This is a genomic window from Nonomuraea sp. NPDC047897, assembly GCF_043204415.1.
GTDB lineage: Bacteria > Actinomycetota > Actinomycetes > Streptosporangiales > Streptosporangiaceae > Nonomuraea.
The window spans coordinates 135,172-152,113 of record NZ_JBIDCC010000003.1 but is presented as its reverse complement, the minus strand read 5'-3'; the positions used below and the strand labels follow the sequence as shown (position 1 = coordinate 152,113).

Annotated in this window: 20 protein-coding genes; 8 read left to right on the top strand and 12 right to left on the bottom strand. The window is 70.2% G+C overall.

Annotation, left to right across the window (positions count from 1 at the left end; genetic code table 11):
• The first annotated feature begins 30 nt into the window (after positions 1 to 30).
• Positions 31 to 657, top strand: a complete 627-nt coding sequence (locus ACGF0J_RS07595; protein WP_393143010.1) for a TetR/AcrR family transcriptional regulator — start codon at positions 31 to 33, stop codon at positions 655 to 657.
• Between the two features lie 47 nt (positions 658 to 704).
• Here ACGF0J_RS07595 and ACGF0J_RS07590 read toward each other — a convergent pair whose 3' ends face one another.
• The 9 genes from ACGF0J_RS07590 to ACGF0J_RS07550 form a co-directional block, all read right to left on the bottom strand.
• Positions 705 to 1,325 (bottom strand): response regulator, encoded by a 621-nt coding sequence (locus ACGF0J_RS07590; RefSeq protein WP_393143008.1) that lies wholly within the window; start codon positions 1,323 to 1,325, stop codon positions 705 to 707.
• Entirely contained in the window at positions 1,322 to 2,542 is a 1,221-nt protein-coding gene (locus ACGF0J_RS07585; protein WP_393143006.1) for a sensor histidine kinase, read from the bottom strand. Before ACGF0J_RS07585 ends, ACGF0J_RS07590 begins: the two co-directional genes overlap by 4 nt.
• 35 nt (positions 2,543 to 2,577) lie before the next feature.
• Entirely contained in the window at positions 2,578 to 4,398 is a 1,821-nt protein-coding gene (locus tag ACGF0J_RS07580; RefSeq protein WP_393143003.1) for a hypothetical protein, read from the bottom strand.
• Entirely contained in the window at positions 4,380 to 5,150 is a 771-nt protein-coding gene (locus tag ACGF0J_RS07575; protein ID WP_393143001.1) for an ABC transporter ATP-binding protein, read from the bottom strand. Before ACGF0J_RS07575 ends, ACGF0J_RS07580 begins: the two co-directional genes overlap by 19 nt.
• Positions 5,151 to 5,270: 120 nt before the next feature.
• Positions 5,271 to 6,479, bottom strand: coding sequence for a cytochrome P450 (locus tag ACGF0J_RS07570; protein WP_393142999.1), 1,209 nt, complete (start codon positions 6,477 to 6,479; stop codon positions 5,271 to 5,273).
• Positions 6,480 to 6,496: 17 nt separating this feature from the next.
• Positions 6,497 to 7,258, bottom strand: coding sequence for an ABC transporter permease (locus ACGF0J_RS07565; RefSeq protein WP_393142997.1), 762 nt, complete (start codon positions 7,256 to 7,258; stop codon positions 6,497 to 6,499).
• A 57-nt stretch (positions 7,259 to 7,315) separates the two neighbouring features.
• A complete protein-coding gene (locus tag ACGF0J_RS07560; RefSeq protein ID WP_393142995.1) occupies positions 7,316 to 8,080 on the bottom strand; it encodes an ABC transporter ATP-binding protein in 765 nt (254 codons plus the stop codon).
• A complete protein-coding gene (locus ACGF0J_RS07555; protein WP_393142993.1) occupies positions 8,077 to 8,493 on the bottom strand; it encodes a DUF1048 domain-containing protein in 417 nt (138 codons plus the stop codon). Before ACGF0J_RS07555 ends, ACGF0J_RS07560 begins: the two co-directional genes overlap by 4 nt.
• A complete protein-coding gene (locus ACGF0J_RS07550) occupies positions 8,490 to 8,843 on the bottom strand; it encodes a PadR family transcriptional regulator (RefSeq protein ID WP_393142991.1) in 354 nt (117 codons plus the stop codon). Before ACGF0J_RS07550 ends, ACGF0J_RS07555 begins: the two co-directional genes overlap by 4 nt.
• A 542-nt stretch (positions 8,844 to 9,385) precedes the next feature.
• On the opposite strand from ACGF0J_RS07550, the gene ACGF0J_RS07545 reads away from it, so the two are divergent.
• From ACGF0J_RS07545 to ACGF0J_RS07520, 6 genes are all read left to right on the top strand, one after another.
• Positions 9,386 to 10,591 carry a cytochrome P450 gene (locus tag ACGF0J_RS07545; RefSeq protein WP_393142989.1) on the top strand — a complete coding sequence of 402 codons (1,206 nt, stop codon included), beginning with the start codon at positions 9,386 to 9,388 and terminating at the stop codon, positions 10,589 to 10,591.
• Positions 10,592 to 10,760: 169 nt separating this feature from the next.
• Positions 10,761 to 11,540, top strand: a complete 780-nt coding sequence (locus tag ACGF0J_RS07540; protein WP_393142987.1) for a class I SAM-dependent DNA methyltransferase — start codon at positions 10,761 to 10,763, stop codon at positions 11,538 to 11,540.
• A complete protein-coding gene (locus ACGF0J_RS07535) occupies positions 11,537 to 12,442 on the top strand; it encodes a serine/threonine-protein kinase (protein ID WP_393143896.1) in 906 nt (301 codons plus the stop codon). The genes ACGF0J_RS07540 and ACGF0J_RS07535 overlap by 4 nt, the downstream gene beginning before the upstream one ends.
• 325 nt (positions 12,443 to 12,767) lie before the next feature.
• Positions 12,768 to 13,112: a hypothetical protein gene (locus tag ACGF0J_RS07530; RefSeq protein WP_393142985.1), complete on the top strand. Its 345-nt coding sequence runs from the start codon at positions 12,768 to 12,770 to the stop codon at positions 13,110 to 13,112.
• A 278-nt stretch (positions 13,113 to 13,390) separates the two neighbouring features.
• On the top strand, positions 13,391 to 13,705 hold the full coding sequence (locus ACGF0J_RS07525) for a hypothetical protein (protein WP_393142983.1): 315 nt from the start codon (positions 13,391 to 13,393) through the stop codon (positions 13,703 to 13,705).
• A gap of 103 nt (positions 13,706 to 13,808) precedes the next feature.
• Complete coding sequence (locus ACGF0J_RS07520; protein WP_393142981.1) at positions 13,809 to 13,952, top strand: hypothetical protein; 144 nt, start codon at positions 13,809 to 13,811, stop codon at positions 13,950 to 13,952.
• Here the strand turns inward: ACGF0J_RS07520 and ACGF0J_RS07515 are convergent.
• Genes ACGF0J_RS07515 through ACGF0J_RS07505 form a run of 3 tightly spaced genes read right to left on the bottom strand, consistent with a single transcriptional unit; the run spans position 13,910 to position 16,776 of the window.
• Complete coding sequence (locus tag ACGF0J_RS07515) at positions 13,910 to 14,896, bottom strand: NAD(P)-dependent alcohol dehydrogenase (protein WP_393142979.1); 987 nt, start codon at positions 14,894 to 14,896, stop codon at positions 13,910 to 13,912. The two genes, ACGF0J_RS07520 and ACGF0J_RS07515, sit on opposite strands and share 43 nt — an antisense overlap.
• 57 nt (positions 14,897 to 14,953) lie before the next feature.
• Entirely contained in the window at positions 14,954 to 15,643 is a 690-nt protein-coding gene (locus ACGF0J_RS07510; protein ID WP_393142977.1) for a response regulator, read from the bottom strand.
• Positions 15,640 to 16,776, bottom strand: a complete 1,137-nt coding sequence (locus ACGF0J_RS07505) for a sensor histidine kinase (protein WP_393142975.1) — start codon at positions 16,774 to 16,776, stop codon at positions 15,640 to 15,642. The genes ACGF0J_RS07510 and ACGF0J_RS07505 overlap by 4 nt, the downstream gene beginning before the upstream one ends.
• Positions 16,777 to 16,811: 35 nt before the next feature.
• Between ACGF0J_RS07505 and ACGF0J_RS07500 the strand changes: the two genes are divergently transcribed.
• Entirely contained in the window at positions 16,812 to 16,934 is a 123-nt protein-coding gene (locus tag ACGF0J_RS07500) for a hypothetical protein (protein ID WP_393142973.1), read from the top strand.
• Positions 16,935 to 16,942: the final 8 nt, after the last annotated feature.

Here is a 16,942-nt window from a genome sequence, read left to right as displayed (position 1 = left end):
AACATAGCATCGCTATGTATATTGTGGTCGATGGCGAGGACGAAGGACCCAGCGGTCCGCTCACTGCTGATCGAACGCGCCGCGCAGATGCTCGCGACGCGGGAGCCGGTGACGCTGCGCTCGGTGGTGGCGGGCACCGGAGTCTCGACGATGGCCGTCTACACCTACTTCGGCGGGATGGACGGCCTGTGGAGCGCGATGCGGCAGGAAGGGTTCACCCGGCTGGCCGCCGAGTTGCAGGCCGTCTCACTGTCGGCCGATCCGGTGCGCGACCTCGCCGCCCTGGGGGCCGCCTACCTCGCCCACGCCATGACCAGCCCCGATCTGTACCGCGTCATGTTCGACCCCGCCTTCGAGCTCGAAGACGCGGCAGCCGCCGACGAGACCCTGCAACGCCTGGTGGACTCCGTCGAACGAGCCAAGGCCGCGGGCCGGTTCCGCGACGACGTCGACCCGCTGGAACTGGCCACGCAGAGCTGGGCCATCGGCCACGGCCTGGCCTCACTCGTCGTCACCGGACCCCTGCCCGACCACGCCCTCGCCTACGCCATGCCCCTGCTGACCGCCCTGTTCACCAGCGCCGGCGACTCCCCCGACCGATGCCACGCCTCCGTCGAGCGGGGATTCTCCTCGGTACGGCTCCACCGCCCCCCATGACCACGGGCAGGCGGAGACGAGCCCGGTGCGGGCGCGCCGGTGGCCGCCTAACTGAGCAGACCCCGTCGATACCCCTCGCCGACGGCGGCGGCGCGGTCACGGACGCCGAGCTTGTCATAGATGTGCAGCAGGTGGGTCTTGATGCTCGCCTCGCTGATGAACAGCCTGGCGGCCGCCTGCCGATTGGAGGCGCCGTCGGCGACGAGCGCGAGAACCTGCAGTTCACGGTCGGTAAGGGCAGCCTTGACCGGCCTGCGCACCTGACCCATCAGGAGGCCGGCGACCGAGGGCGACAGCACCGGCTCACCGGCGGCCGCGGCGCGGACGGCGCGCAGCAGTTCGTCGGTGGGAGCGTCCTTGAGCAGGTAGCCCGTGGCGCCGGCTTCGATGGCCGGCAGGACGTCGCTGTCACCGTCGAACGTGGTCAGCACGAGCGTCTTGATGTGAGGATGCGAGCGGCGCAGAGCCGTGATGGCGGCGACGCCGTCCATCTCCGGCATGCGCAGGTCCATCAGGACGACGTCGACCCCCAGGGCAGCGGCCCGATCGATGCCCTCCGAGCCGTTGACCGCCTCACCGGCGACGTGGATGTCCGGCTCGGCTTCGAAGGCGGCGCGCAGGCCGTGGCGGACGATGGGGTGGTCGTCGACGATGAGGAGGCGGATCACCGCAGACCTCCTGGCGGGTTTCCTTGGAGCGCGGGAACGGTGGCGCTGACGGCGGTGCCCTCGCCGGGCGTGCTCTCGATCTCCAGGGAGCCGCCGACGCCCCGCAGACGTTGTCTCATGCTGCTGAGGCCGAAGCCTTCGCCGTTGGGGTTGTGGATGCCGCTGCCGTCGTCGCGGATGTCGAGGAGGACGACGGCGCCGGTGTAGGAGAGGGTCAGGCCGGCACGGGTGGCGCCCGCGTGCTTGGCGACGTTGGCGAGGGCCTCCTGGGCGACCCGGAACAGGGTGACCTCGATGGCGGGGCTGAGCGGGACGCGGTCGCCGGTCACCTCGACGTGCAGCTCCACGCCCGTGCTCTGCGCCCAGTCGCGGGCCAGGCTCGCCACGGCTTCGGGAAGGTGGGCGTCCTCGAGCTGATGCGGCTGGAGGGCGGCGACGGAACGGCGGGCTTCGGTGAGGCTGTCCTGGGCGAGGTTGAGCGCGAGTTCGACGTGGGTGTCGGAGTCCTCGACGCGTTGGGCGGCGCGGAGCTGGGTGATGATGCCGGTGAGGCCTTGGGCGAGGGTGTCGTGGATCTCGCGTGCCATGCGCTGACGTTCGTCGAGGATGCCGGCCTGGTGGGCCTGGGTGAGGAGCTGGACGTGGAGGTCGGCGTTCTCCTCCATGGCGGTCTGCAGATCGCTGACTGCTTTGCGGTATTTGCGCTGCCGGTCCTCGATCCTGATGCCGGCGATGGAGCCGCCGCCGATGGCGACGGTCTGCACGGCGATGATCGCCAGGTAGAAGACGACGAGCTGGATGGTGGCCTGGGACCAGTCGAGCGTCGAGCCGTACAGGACGAAGGAGGTGGCGGCGACGGCGGCGAAGGTCCACTTGGAGGGAGCGAAGTTGGCGGCGAGGAAGAAACCGGAGATGCAGTAGATGACGAAGATGGGGTCGTGCAAGGAAAGAAGCGCGGCGGTGGCCAGAACGCCGGCGAAGTGAACGGTGACGACGGCCCGGCGCCCGCGCACAGCGGCGGGCAGAAGGGCGCGGGCGCCGAGGTTCCAGGCGAGGGCCAGGGTGCAGAGCCCGAGAGTACGGAGGATCCCGCCCTCCGGCTGGTCGGGTGAGGCCAGGCTGATGACCAGGGAAGCGGCGAGGGTGATGAAGGGGACGATCTCGACGACGCGCTCGAAGCGCCGCTCCCAGACGGAAGGAGGGAAGAGATCATTCATCCTGGCCTGCCCCTCCTCTCTGGTACGGACGGGTTTTACCTGGTCGCGGCCGATGAGGATGAGTTTAGGTGCATGGGGATCAGGATGGCGTAGCCGTACATGAGCAGCCCAAGGCCGATCATGAAGATGATCGTGGGCCATTGCCAGACCGGCGGAAGATGGAGGGCGAGGAACCATCCGCGGTCCTCGATGCCGACGATCTTCATGACCATCGGCACGAGTCCTTGGGGGAACAGAGGGAGCCAGGCGATGGTGTAGCTGATCGTGACGCCGATGCGGTGCTGGATGGGCAGGTCCGCGGTGGTCGGCTTGTCAGCCTGGGGCGCCGGGCCGTGCTTCATGAGGTTGAGCAGCTCGATCCCGTGGCTCTCGAGCCTGCGGTAGGCGATCCTGCCGAGGCCCCAGGCACAGAGCACGCCGGTCAGCACACCGGTGGCGATGCCCGCCCAGGGGTGAAGCAGGATGGCGCCGGCCGCGGGCAGAGCGGTGGCGGGAACCGCGACGAGCACGAGCCAGGCGAGGCTGGTTTCGGCGGTTTCGTCGGCACCGGTGCTGAGCGGGTTGCCGCCGCGCTTGTGGGGGTCGGTACCGGGGACGAGCGAGGTGACGGCGAGCAGGACGATGATCCCGGCACCACCGCCGAGGAGGGCGGGAAGCAGGCCCAGTACCCACGGCCAGGCCCACGTCTCGCCGCTGACGAGGGTGCCCGCTAGGGAAAGGACGACGGCGGCCGGACCGACGACGAGAAGCCAGGCCCGCTGGCGACCGCGCACGTCGGCGCGCTCCGCGCCGGGGATCATGAGAGTGAGCCACAGGGCCGTCCCGTCGGCGCCGTAGAGGTTGGCCGAGGACGCGGCGGCCATCACGATCGCGATGAGCCCCGCGAACGGGACCATGATCCAGGCGTCGAGCGCGAGCAGCAGGAGGGGGGTGACGACGGCGTAGGAGAAGGCGGTGGCGAGGAACTGGATGCGGACGAGGTCACGCCACCAGGCGCGCAGTTCCTTGGCGGCGGCGACGCGGGCGCCGCCGGTGGCCGGGAAGGGCCGGGGCGCGCCCCGGCGGGGCGGCACACCCCCGCGAGCGGCCGAGACGACGCGCCGCGACAGCAGGCCTGCCCAGGCGAGCAGGAGGAGGGCGATCACGCCGGCGTTGGCGACGAGGACGGCGAGGGCGAGCGGCCAGGGGGCTTCGACGGCGGCCACGCCCCATCCGGAGGGCAGGACGCGGACGAGCACCTCGGACCAGGTGGCAGTGTCGGCGCCGGCCAGAGCCACGACGGGGGCCCAGCCGTTGCTGCACAGGGCGATGGCGGTGCCGATCAGGATGCCGACGGCGGCCGCGGTGGCGCGCGATCTGACGAACAGCCCGATGAGCGCCACGATGACGCGGGAGACCATCACCATCGTGACGAGCGTGGTGACGGCGGCCACCAGGCCGATCAGCACTCCGGCCGGGCCGAAGCGCCAGCCGTACACGGGCAGGGACAGCAGGGCGAGAAGATTGACCGCGGGTGCGGGGCCCGCGAAAGCTCCGGCGAGCAGTGCCACCGCCACCCGGCGCGGGGCGGCAGGGAGCAGGGAGAAGTACTCGGGGCGAAGAACCTCGCTGCCGCCCCCGAAGAGGAGGGGGCCGAAGACCCAGCCGGACAACCACCCGGCCAGGGTGAGAGGCAGATAGGCGGGCCACAGGACAGCGACGGCGATCGTTGCCAAAGCCAGGACCACTCCGGCCGAGACACCGGCGTAGAGGTTGGCGGCGTCGTCACCGCGCAGCGAGTTGCGCATGATCGCCAGCCGCATGCGGATCATGTGTTGCGCGGCGACCGGGCCGGGGGTCAGGAGGAGGTGAGCCATGCCAGCCCCTCCGTTCCCCCGGTGCGGGCGCCGACGAGATCGACGAAGGCGTCGTCCAGGGTTCCGTCGCCGCGTACGTCGGCCAGCTTCCCGGCGGCCACCACGCGGCCGTCGGAGATGACGCCCACATGGTCGCAGAGCTGCTCGACCAACGCCATGACGTGACTGGAGATGATCACTGAGCCGCCGTTGGCCGCGAACCTGCGCAGGATGGTCCTGATCGTGGCCGCGGACACGGGGTCGACGGCCTCGAAGGGCTCGTCCAGGACGAGCAGGCGGGGCCCGTGCAGGAGGGCGACGGCCAAGCCGATCTTCTTACGCATGCCGGTGGAGTATTCGATGACCAAGGTCCGCTCGGCGGAGTCCAGTTCGAGAACCTGGAGGAGTTCGTCGGTGCGCTCGGCGACCACGGCCGGCGGCAGGCCGCGCAGCAGGCCGAGGTAGGTGAGGACCTCTCGGCCGGTGAGCCGTTCGGGCATGGCGTTGCCGTCGGGCAGCACGCCGATCAGTCCCTTGGCCTGGACGGTGTCACGCCAGACGTCCACGCCGAAGATCTCGGCGCTGCCGGCGTCGGGGCGCAGCAGGCCGACGGCCATGGCCAGGGTGGTGGTCTTGCCGGCGCCGTTGGGGCCGACCAGGCCGTAGAAGGATCCGGCGGGGACGGTCAGGTCGATGTCGTCGACGGCCACGTGCTCGCCGAAGACTTTGCGGAGTCCGACGGTGCGCAGAGCGGGCTCCCGATGTGTTGGCATGCCTTGAGCATCGCGCGGGAGCGGGGGGTGGCGGATCGTCCGGCCGGAGAGCGGGATGGTGGATCCCGGCATCAACCGATCGGTTGATGCCGGAGCGAACCCACGACGGCCCGCCAGTGGTCAGGCGTCCCAGGTGACCGGCAGGCTCTTGACCCCGTGGATGTCGGCGGTCTCCGGGCGCAGGGCGATCTCCTCGGCGGGCACGGCCAGGCGCAGGCCGGGCAACCGGTTGAGGAGCGCGGGGAACGCGACGCGCAGCTCGACGCGGGCGAGCTGCTGGCCCAGGCACTGGTGCACGCCGTGACTGAAGGCCAGGTGGCCGCCGTCCCGCCTGCGCAGGTCGAGGGTGTGGGGGGCGGGGAAACGTCCGGGGTCGCGGTTGGCGGTGTTGAGGGACAGGATGACCATCGTGCCGGCCTCGACGGTGTGACCGGCCAGCTCCACGTCCTCCAGGGCGACCCGGTAGAACTGCTTGGCGACGGTCAGGTAGCGCAGCAGCTCTTCGACGGCCTGGTCGGTGAGCGTGGGGTCGGCGCGCAGGGCGGCGAGCTGCTCGGGGTTGCGCAGCAGGGCGAAGGTGCCCAGCGCCAGCATGTTCGCGGTGGTGTCGAACCCGGCCGACAGCAGGATCAGGGCCATCCCCTGCAGTTCCTCGTCGGTCAGGTCGCTGTCGAGCAGGTCGCTGAGCACGTCGTCGGTGGGGTCGGCACGCTTGGCGGCCACCAGCTCCGCGAGGTACCGCTGGGTCGCCAGATAGGCGGCCATCAGCTCCTCGTCGCCGGCCTCCCCGCCGAGGAACGTGTCGATGTTGTCCTGGAAACGGCCCCGGTCCTCGTACGGCACGCCCAGCAGCTCACAGATCACGATGGCCGGGATCGGCTTGGCGAACGCGGTCACCAGGTCGGCCGGCGGCCCGGCCTGCTCCATCGCCTGCAGGTGCTCGGCGGTGATCTGCTCGATCCGCTCGGTCAGCAACCGCATCCGCCGGACGGTGAACCTGCCCACCAGCGGTCTGCGGTAGCGGCTGTGCTGCGGCTCGTCCATGAGCAGGAACTCGCCGGGCGGTGCCGGAGGCACCTCGATGTCGCCGTAGTCGATCAGCGGGTGGTGGCGCATGAGCTCCCTGCGGGAGCTGAAGCGCGGATCGGCCAGCACCGACCGGACCAGGTCGTACCCGGTGACCAGCCAGCCCTGGTGACCGTCGGGGAAGGGGAAGCGGCTGATCGGGCCGTGCTCGCGGGCCGCGATCAGCTCCTCGGGCGGGTCGAACGGACATCCGGGCCGGCGCACGGCCGGCATGCTCGTGACGGTGTGCGGGGAGGCGGTCATGATCTTTCCTTCACGTCTTAGGAGATCTTGCGGCGGTAGGTCCGCATGGCGAAGCCGTACGCGACGACGAGGATGCCGACGCACCAAGCCAGGGCGACCCAGATGTCGGCGCCGACCGGCTGGCCGGCGAACAGGGCACGGACGGCGTTGACGATGGAGGTCACCGGCTGGTTCTCGGCGAAGACGCGCACCGGGCCGGGCATGGTGGCGGTGGGCACGAACGCCGAGCTGAGGAAAGGCAGGAAGATGAGCGGGTAGGAGAACGCGCTCGCGCCTTCCATGGTCTTGGCCGACAGGCCGGGAATGACGGCGATCCAGGTCAACGCCAGGGTGAACAGGATCAGGATGCCCGCCACCGCGAGCCACGCAGCCACCCCCGCCCCCGAACGAAAGCCCATCACCAGGGCCACCAGCATCACGACGACCAGCGAGATCAGGTTGGCGACCAGCGAGGTCAGCACGTGCGCCCACAGCACCGCCGACCGCGCGGTAGGCATCGACTGGAAACGCTCGAAGATGCCGCCCTTCATGTCCATGAACAGCCGGTACGCGGTGTAGGCGATGCCCGACGCGACCGTGATCAGCAGGATGCCGGGCAGCATGTAGTTCACATACGAGTCCGACCCCGTCCTGATCGCGCCGCCGAACACGTACACGAACATCAGCATCATGGCGATCGGCATGATCGCGGTGGTGATGATGGTGTCCGGGCTGCGCGTTATGTGGCGCAGGGACCGTCCCAGCAGGACCGTGGTGTCGCCGAAGAAGTGCCTACTCATCGTTGTTCCCCGTGCCGTGGTGGTCTGTCATGCCGTGGTCTGTCATGCCGTGGTCTGTCATGCCTTCGTGCCGACGAGGGTGAGGAAGACGTCCTCCAGGGTCGGCTGCTTCTCGACGTATTCGACCTTGGCCGGTGGGAGCAGTTGCCTGAGCTCGGCCAAGGTGCCGTCGACGATGATCCGGCCCTCGTGCAGGATCGCGATCCGGTCGGCGAGCTGTTCGGCCTCGTCCAGGTACTGCGTGGTGAGCAGCACCGTCGTGCCCCGGCCGGCGAGCTCCCTGACGGCCTGCCACACCTCGATGCGGGCCTGGGGGTCGAGCCCGGTCGTCGGCTCGTCGAGGAAGATGACCGGCGGATCACCGATCAGGCTCATGGCGATGTCGAGGCGGCGGCGCATGCCTCCGGAGTACGTCGCCGCCTTCCGCCCGCCCGCGTCGGTCAGCGAGAACCGCTCCAGCAGGTCGTCAGCGATCTTGCCGGGGTCTTTGAGGTGCCGCAGCCGGGCGACCAGCACCAGGTTCTCCCGCCCGCTGAGGACCTCGTCGACTGCGGCGAACTGCCCAGTGAGGCTGATCGACTCGCGCACCTTCGCGGCCTGCGCGGCGACGTCGAAACCGTTGACGCGGGCGGTGCCCGCGTCGGCCCGCAGCAGCGTGGACAGGATCTTCACGGCGGTGGTCTTGCCCGCTCCGTTGGAGCCGAGCAGGGCGAAGATGCTGCCCCGCGCCACCTCGAAGTGCACGCCGCGCAGCACGCGCAGTTCCTTGTACGACTTCTCCAGGCCGTGCACCTGGATCGCCGGGTCCTGCCGGGTCGTCATCCCTCTGTCCTGTCTCGTGTCGGGGTGGTGTCGCCGGCGGCGCGGGCGACGGCGCTGGTGAAGCGCTCGCGTTCACGGGCCCGGTACTGGCCCAGGGGGTAGTTGGCCATGAAGGTCTCCACGAACTCGACGGGGTCGTCGCCGAAGAGGTCGCGGATCGGGGTGGCGTCGGCCGCGCTCTGCTCGAACAGGTCGGCGAGGTCCTCGTACATCGTCATCGCGCCGGCGCCGTCGGCCGGCCCGAAGTGCATCAGGTACCGTTCCAGGGCCTCGACCGCGATCCGGTAGTCGTCGGGCAGTCGCTTGACGCGCGCCTTGTACTGCCGCCAGCGCTTCTTCTCCTCCAGCGATCCGGTGACGATCTCCAGGTACTGCAGGTAGCGGCTCTTCGGCCCGTTCGATCCTGTCGTCATGTCTGCTTGTCGCCTTTGCGGAGCTGTTCGAGTTTGCGGAGCTGTTCGAGTCGGTCGGCCAGGAAGCCCCAGGTCCGCCAGAACTCTTCGAGGTACTCCCGGCCCTGGTCGTTGAGGGAGTACACCTTGCGCGGCGGCCCCTTCTCCGACGGGACCTTCGCCACGTCGACCAGGCCGCGCTGCTCGATCCTGACCAGCAGCGCGTAGATGGTGCCCTCGGCGATGTCGGAGAAGCCCTGATCCCGCAGGTGGGCCGTGATCTCGTAGCCGTACGCGGGCCGGCCGGACAGGATCGCCAGGACCATGCCCTCCAGCGTTCCCTTGAGCATCTCCGTCACGAGCTTGCCCATGGACCGCCTCCTCTCAGCTACTTGGTCTTGCTAGCTACCAGTACAAAGTAACACTCACTACCAGTACTTAGCAACACCAGATACGGGCGGCGTCAACCGACGCGTCCGAGGCCGCCAAACCTCGAAGATCCAAGGCTTGCGCTGCCGTGATGGCGACGGCCTGGCGCGGATCTACGGGCATGGAACGCCCGCCGCTTGGCATGGATGCACCCTGGACGGTCGGCTCGTGACGCCCGTCACCTCACGGGCCGCCCGGCGAGCGAACCGCGACACCGCGACCCCGGCGCGACGCCGCGGACTCCGGGCACGGGGGTACGGCGGCGCTTTCTCGGAGAAATAGCGCCATCTTCCACACGGCCAGCAATGCCATTGCGACACAACGCATTCATTGCCGAAATTCCACCAATTCTGTAAATTCAGTGGCGATACTCCTCACCGGTCACTTATTAACCGGCACTATTCCTGATTTGGTGTCGTCCTTGCCGCCATCACCGCGTACCAGCAGGCGGCGGACGTGCGCGTACACCCGAGATCACGGATGCATGAGGCAGGTGGGAATGACGACGGTCGGACAACCGGATCGGGCCGCTCCCGGCGGGACGCGGCCGTGGCCGCACGGGGCGGCGCGATGGTACCGCCGAGACCCGCTGGGATTCGTCGAGCACGCGGCCCGCGAGCGGGGCCCGGTGTTCCGGCTGCCCGACGACGGGTCCCTGTGCGTGGCCGACCCGGCCGAGGCCCTGCGGGTGCTGCACGACGAGGACGGCCACTACGACGACGTATCCGACTTCTTCCACGTCCGCGGCGGCCGACTGGAGCCGCGGGAGACGCAGATCGCGATCGGGCGGGCGGCCCGCGCGACGTTACGCGCCCACCTGGCAGCGCATCGGGAGCGGCTGCCCGCCGTGGTGGCGGAGCTCGGAGAGGCCAGCGAATGGCCTGCCGCCGGGCGGACCGCCGCGTACCGGTTCCTGGCCGAGGCGCTGCTGCGGCCGGACAGCCCGCCGCTCCTGCGGGAGCTGATGGAGCAGGTGGTGCGGAACGATGTCCTGATCCGTCCCAGCGGCCGGCTGGCCAGCGTGATGCGGCGGGCGCTGTGGGCACGCGTGGTCCGAGCGCTCACCGGCGAGGTACTCGCCCGCCGGGCCGGCCCGCGGCCCGGCGGGCGGGGCGACCTGTTGGACGCCATAATCGAGGCCGGCCCACCCGATACGCCTGCCGCGCAGCTCGCCCAGGTATACCTGCTGCTCTTCCGAACCTCGGTGGCGCCGGTGGGCCACGTGGTCGCCTGGGCACTGCTGAAAGCCGCGACCGACGGCGTCGACCTGGCGGCCGTGCCCGCAGACTCGGCCGTACGAGAGTCGCTGCGGCTGTGGCCGGTGGCGTGGCTGCTGGGCCGCCCCGTACTGCGCGCCCACCAGATCGGCGGCGTGCAACTGGCACCAGGCGACAGCGTGTCCGTCTGCGCCTATCTGCTGCACCGCGACGAACGGCACTGGCCCGAGCCCACCCGCTTCTGGCCCGGCAGGTGGGACGGCCCCGGCCCCCGTGGGCCCTACCTGCCCTTCGGCGGCGGCCCGTTCACCTGCGCCGGCGCCGCCGTCGCCCGCAACCTGGCCTCCGAACTGCTCACCGCCGTGACCGACAGCGCCCGCCTTGAAGTACGCGGCGGTCGCGGACAACCCCACGTGGCGGGCATCATCACCCCTCCCCCGTTCCACCTGCACCGGACCCCCTTAACTCGTTGAGAAAGGAGGTGAACCCCATGAGGAAACTGCTGCGCCGCGTCACCGGCCGCCGGATCAACCGGCAGGCCTGGTTCATCTGGTAGTCCAACTCCGGCGGCCGTGCCGGGCCCGACCGCCCGGCACGGCTCCGCTCCCGACGAGGCGGGACACCCACACCCAGGAGACACGCATGTCGCAGGTGGATGAGACGCTGGCCGCCTACGAGAGCATCGCGGCCCGCTACGACGAGCTGAACGCGCGGATGGACACCTCCAGCCTCGTGGCCCGCTTCGTGGAGGCGGTCGACCGGTACGGGCCAGGCAGTCGGCGCCTGCTGGACGCCGGCTGCGGAACCGGCCGCAGCAGCGTGGCCTTCCGCGAGCGCGGGTTCGAGGTGACCGGCTACGACCTGTCCCCCGCGATGGTCGCGATGGCCCGCCGCCGGCCCGGTGCCGAGGAGATCGGGTTCCTGGTAGGACGGCTGCAGGAGCCCCCACCCGGGCTGACCGGCTTCGACGTGGTCGCCTGCGTGGACGTGCCGATGGCGTACCTGACCGGCACAGACCAGCTGCGACAGGCGCTGACGGCCGCCCGCGACCAGCTCGCCGAGGACGGGGTGCTGGTCTTCGACCTGAACACGATCGGCTACTACCGCCGCATGTTCAGCGTCCCCACGGTCGCCGACCGGGGCGACCGGTACGTGGCCTGGTTCGCAAAGTCCCCGCGGATCGAGGCCGACGCGGTCGTGGTCACCCAGTTCGACCTGTTCGAACGGAACGGCGCGGGCTGGGAGCGGCTGTCGATGCGCCACGTGCAGCAGCACCATTCCGACCGGACCGTGCGTGCAGTGGCCGAGCAGTCCGGACTGCACATCGTGGCCGCCCACGGGCTGGTGGGGACGTCGACGCTGGACCCGGCCGACGAGACCGACCACGACCGCATCCTGTACGTCGCCCGCCGGGCCGCCTGACCGCTTGCACGCTCCGCCGCCACCAGTACGGCAGAGACGGCTGGGAACTCAGGGGTCATTCCTTATCGTCCCGGAAGGGTGGCCGGCTGGTCGCGGTCAAGGTGATCCACCCGCACCTGGCGGAGGACGCGCAGTTCCGGCGGCGGTTCGAGGCGGAGGTCGCCGCGGCGCGGCGGGTCGGGGGCATCCACACCGCGCAGGTGGTGGACGCCGGCGCCGATCCGCCCTGGCTCGTGACCGAGTACATCGCGGGGCCGTCACTGCATGAGGCCGTCGCCGAGCACGGCGCGTTCTCGGCCACGGCGGTCGCGGGGCTCGGCGCGGGCCTCGCCGAAGGGCTGCTGGCGATCCACCAGCGGGGCGTCGTCCACCGGGACCTCAAGCCCGGCAACGTGCTGCTCGCCCAGGACGGGCCCCGCATCATCGACTTCGGCATCGCACGGGCGCTCGATGCCACCTCGCAGACCACCCGCACCGGCGTGGTCGGTACGCCCGGGTTCATGTCGCCCGAGCAGCTCCGGGGCCATGAGGTCGGACCGGCCAGTGACGTGTTCTGCCTGGCTGCCGTGCTGGCCTTCGCCGCCACCGGCCGACGACCCTTCGGCAAGGGCCCGATCGAGGCCCTCGGCTACCGCGTCGTCAACGAGGAACCAGACTTGACCGGCGTGCCGAAGCCGCTGCTCCCGCTGATCGCGTCCGGCCTGGAGAAGGACCCGCACGACCGGCCCGGCCTCGACGCGTTCCTCGAACGTTGCTCCGCGCTCGCCGAGGGCGGGGACGCTCCGCTGCCAGAGCCCGTCAGCACAATGATCGCCACGCGGGTGGCGGAGACCGAGGTACTGGCCCCCCGCCGCAGGAAGCGCCGGGAAACGGCCAGCGGCTTCCGCCCCTCGGACGAATGAAGCTCCCGGCGGCCGCGGTCGTGGGCGTCCTCCTGGTCGCCTTCGCCGCCTGGGCCATCGGGGACAGGGGAACGCACCGGCCACCTCCAAGGCCATCGCCACTCCCCAGCAGCCCCCGACACCCGCGCCTCAGCCGTCCGAGACCAAGAGCGCCACCGACAGTGCCACCCCCACCCCCACCTCCGATCCCACCCGCAAGGCATTCGAGAAGATCTCGGCGGGCGACTGCCTGGACGCCTACGAGCGTCCGTCCGGCAAGTGGAACAGGAGCAAGCCGCACGCGGTCAGCTGCGGCCGCTCCGACGCCCACCTGAAGGTACTCAAGGTGGTCGACGACTCCTACGAGTGCGTCAGGAACAGTGACGACGATCTGGACGGAGAATCATGGTGGAGCCACGGCGAAGACGCGAACGAGATCGCCCTCTGCGTGCAGCGCCAGTTCCGCACGGGGGACTGTTTCCTGGCCACCAAAGATCGTGAGAACGAGAACTCGGTCGCCATCAGCAACAACGATCTGATGACGTTGTGGCCGTGCGAGGCCGGCTCCGCTCCAGAGAAGTACGACCTCGTCCTCCGTATCACCGCGTTCACCAACGGTGCCTGCCCGCCGGGCGGCAGAAGGGTCCACTGGGAGGTCCGAGGCCGTACCCTCTGCACCCGCATAGTCTGACCACGTCCGCCGCCACGGCACCGGAACCAAATCCGGGGTTCTCCCGGCGACCGCCGTTGCGCCCCGAAAAGAAGCCGCCGTACGGACTCCGCCATGCAGACATCGCGAAACGTCACTGCGAGCTCGAAACCCACTGTCTCACTATTCCGGACTACAACCCGCGGCCCCGCAGCCAACCCGTAAACCGCTCACTGAAATTTCATACCCTCCCCTATGGATCTCCACCAAGGCTGTGATTACCATCAAGCAGTGAACATCGACACCGAACGAGGTAACTAATGAGCCGCATAAAGAAGCTCGCCGTTTCCGCGGCCGCGGTGGCCGCGATCGCCGCCGCGACAACCCTGACGTCACCCGCTCCCGCCCAGGCAGCCACCTGCAGCACCAACGCGCAGATCGGCACTGTCGGCGGCACCGGCTGGGCGATGTGCAGCGGCACCGGAGTGACTCAGACACGGGTCGTGCTCTTCTGCCAGAACAACAGCGGCAGCTACACCACGGTATACGGCCCCTGGGTCGCCAATTCCGTCAAATCAAATGCCCGATGCAGCAGCACCTCATGGCCGATATCGGTCGGATATCAAACAATGTGAGCCATCACAAGCTCATCCGAGCGCGACATGAATTCCGGCCCGATCGTGATCCGGATGTTCCGGGCGAACCTCCAACCACCCGAAGTCTTCACCCTCATCGGTCGTGGCCGAGGTCTCGGTCGTCGAACCGGCCACGGACGACACCGAGGCCGGCGCCTCCACCTCCCGCACCGACACCCCGCCCCGCTCCACACCACCGGTGAACTACCGCGACGAAACCGTGATGACGACCTTCCCCGCGGCGTGACCCTCCTCCTGGTAGGCGATCGCCGCCGGAATCTCCTCGAACGAATACCCACGGTCGATGACCGGCACGACCCTGCCGTCCTCGATGAGCTCGGTCAACGCCTCCAAGCCGCGCCTCACCTCGGTCCAGCGAACCACGTCCGTCACGACCGCACGCTGCGGCGCGAACACCGACGCCGCGAGCGTCGCGAACACATGGCTGGCGGGCTGCCACCACCGCCCGGCCGGACCACCGACGAGAACGTGAATCCCCCTCCGCGTCAGCACCCGGCGGCAGGCCGACCCCGAGCGGCTGCCCGCGATGTCGAGCAGAACATCGTGACGCCGACCCGTCCGGGTGAAATCCTCCTTGCTGTAGTCCACGACCTCGTCCGCGCCGAGCGACCGGACCAGATCCACGTTCCGCGCACCACAGACACCGGTCACCTCCGCGCCGAACGCCTTGGCGAGCTGCACCGCGAACGTGCCCACGCCCCCCGACGCCCCGTTGACCAGCACCCTCTGCCCCGGCCGCACCCGCCCCTGATCACGCAGCGCCAGCAGCGCCGTGCCGGCCGCCATCGGCACCGCCGCCGCCTGCTCGAACGTCAGGTTCTTCGGCTTGGGCGCCAGCTCCGCCGCCGAAACGACGGCATACTCGGCGAAACCTCCCTGCTTGGGCATGCCGAACACCTCGTCGCCGGGCCCGAACTCCACCACGTTCCGGCCGACCGCCTCGACACGACCCGCGACGTCGGCACCCAGCACCGCGAAGCTCGGCCGCCGCAACCCAGGCCCGCCACCCATGAGCCGCGACACGTACGGCTGCCCCCTCATGAAGTGCCAGTCGTAGGGCTGGACGGACGTCGCGCACACCCGCACGAGCACCTCGTCGTCACCGGGCACCGGCTTGTCGATCTCGGCCAACCGGACAGAACCGTACGAGCGCAGAACGAACGCCTTCATCACCGTCTCCTCACCGATCGCGGAACATCAGCGTAGAAAGACCGGACGCACGGCTCATCAGCCGAAAGTACGCCCATTCGGCGGCCGGTCGACCGGCTGCACACGGTCCGTCTCGTACGCCCACATGGCGAGCTCCACCCGGTTACGGGCACCGAGCTTGGCCATCAGGCTCGCGATGTGCGACTTGACCGTGCTGAGCGTGATGCGCAACTCGCCGGCGATCTCACTGTTGGTGCGCCCCCGTGCCAGAGTGGCCAGCACCTCCTCCTCCCGGTACGTCAGCGCCTCCACCGGACGCACCGGCGGCGTGGACCGTCCGGCGCGGGCGAACGCGCCGAGCAGCCGCGCCGTGATGCTCGGCGCGATGAGCGCGTCCCCGCTCGCCGCGGCATGCACGGCCTGGGAGAGCAGGGCGGCCCCCGCGTTCTTCAGCAGAAACCCCCGCGCACCGGCCCGCAGAGCGGCATAGACGTACTCGTCGAGGTCGAACGTCGTGATGACGACCACGGCGAGAGGATCGGCGACGGCCGGCCCGGCGAGGGCCCGGGTGGCCTCGATGCCGTCGAGGCCGGGCATGCGAATGTCGAACAGGCACACGTCGGGACGCAACCGCCGGGCCAGCTCGACGGCCCGCCGCCCGTCGGCCGCCTCACCGACGACCTCGATGCCCGGCTGGGCGCCGAGGATCATCGCCAGCCCGGTCCGGACGATCTCCTGATCGTCGGCGAGCACCACCCGGATGCTCATGCCGCCGTCCCGGCGCGAGGCAGCACGGCCCGCACCGTCCACCCCCGATCGGGGCCGGGACCGGCCACGCACGTGCCGCCGAGCAGCCCGGCACGTTCCGTCATGCCGATGAGCCCGTACCCCGACGACCCGCTCCGGCGGCCCACGTCCTCACCGTCGTCACTCACGCGCAGGCGCACCGACGAGGCGTCGCCGGCGACGCGCACCTCGACCCGGGTGGCGTGCCGCGCGTGCCGCCGGGCGTTGGTGACCGACTCCTGAGCCACCCGGTAGATCGCGGCGGCGACCGACGGAGGCAGATCATCGAGATCCCCCGAGAGCTCCACGTCGACGGTCAACCCGGACGGGTCACGGCCGGCGAGCCGCCGGAGATCATCGATCCCCCGGCCGGGCGCCAGGTCCACCGGCTCGTCCCGGCGCAGGACCCGGACCATGGCGTTCATCTCCGCGAGCGCCCGCGCCGCCTCGGCCTCGATCACGCGCAGCGCCTCGGTCGCGGAGTCCGGGCGCGACGCCGCGGTGGCCAGCCCCGCCTGTGCGCGGATCGCCATGGCCGAGACGTGATGGGCGACGGTGTCGTGCAGGTCACGGGCGAGCTGCTCGCGTTCGAGCAGCTTCACCTGGTCGAGCTCACGCTGCCGCGCCCTCGCCCGGTAGCGGAACGCGATGCCCATGGTGATCGTGGCGACCAGGACGGCACCCGCCGCAACCGCGTCGACGGGCCCGATCCGGCCGACGGCGATCGACACGCCGAGCGGCACCAGCATGAGGGCCGACCCGGTCGCGGCCGCGCGCCCGGACCCCCACCGGAACAGCGCGTACACCAGGAGCAGCAGGTACGCCAGCGTGTACGTCTCCTGGTCGCCTCCGCCGGTCACCAGCGGAACCAGGCTCGTGAGGCCGAAGGCGATCGCGAGCATCGGCAGCGGCCGGGTCCGGCGCCACAGCAGCGTGGGCACCAGCGCGACGGTGACGGCCACGGCGAGAACCCGCCACGGCAGGTCCGGCCGCAGAACCCCTTCGAGCACCGCGACCGGCACGAGCACGCCCACGAGCACCCAGTCGCGCCCCACCCGCGCCGGCGGGTCAGGGGGAGACGGCTCGTTCCACACGGAGCGCATGAGGCCGGGCACGCCCTCATGGTACGGGAACGTCCGCCGCCCGGCCCATGGCCGAGTCGGTGTGGTGGGCGGTGGTGGATGAGGACTCCGGCTTGCATGTCGAGGCGTGCGCGTACCTGCCGGGGTTGCGCGGGGCGGGCAGGCACAAGATCGCTGCGCGGCTGCGGTGAAGGGTTCA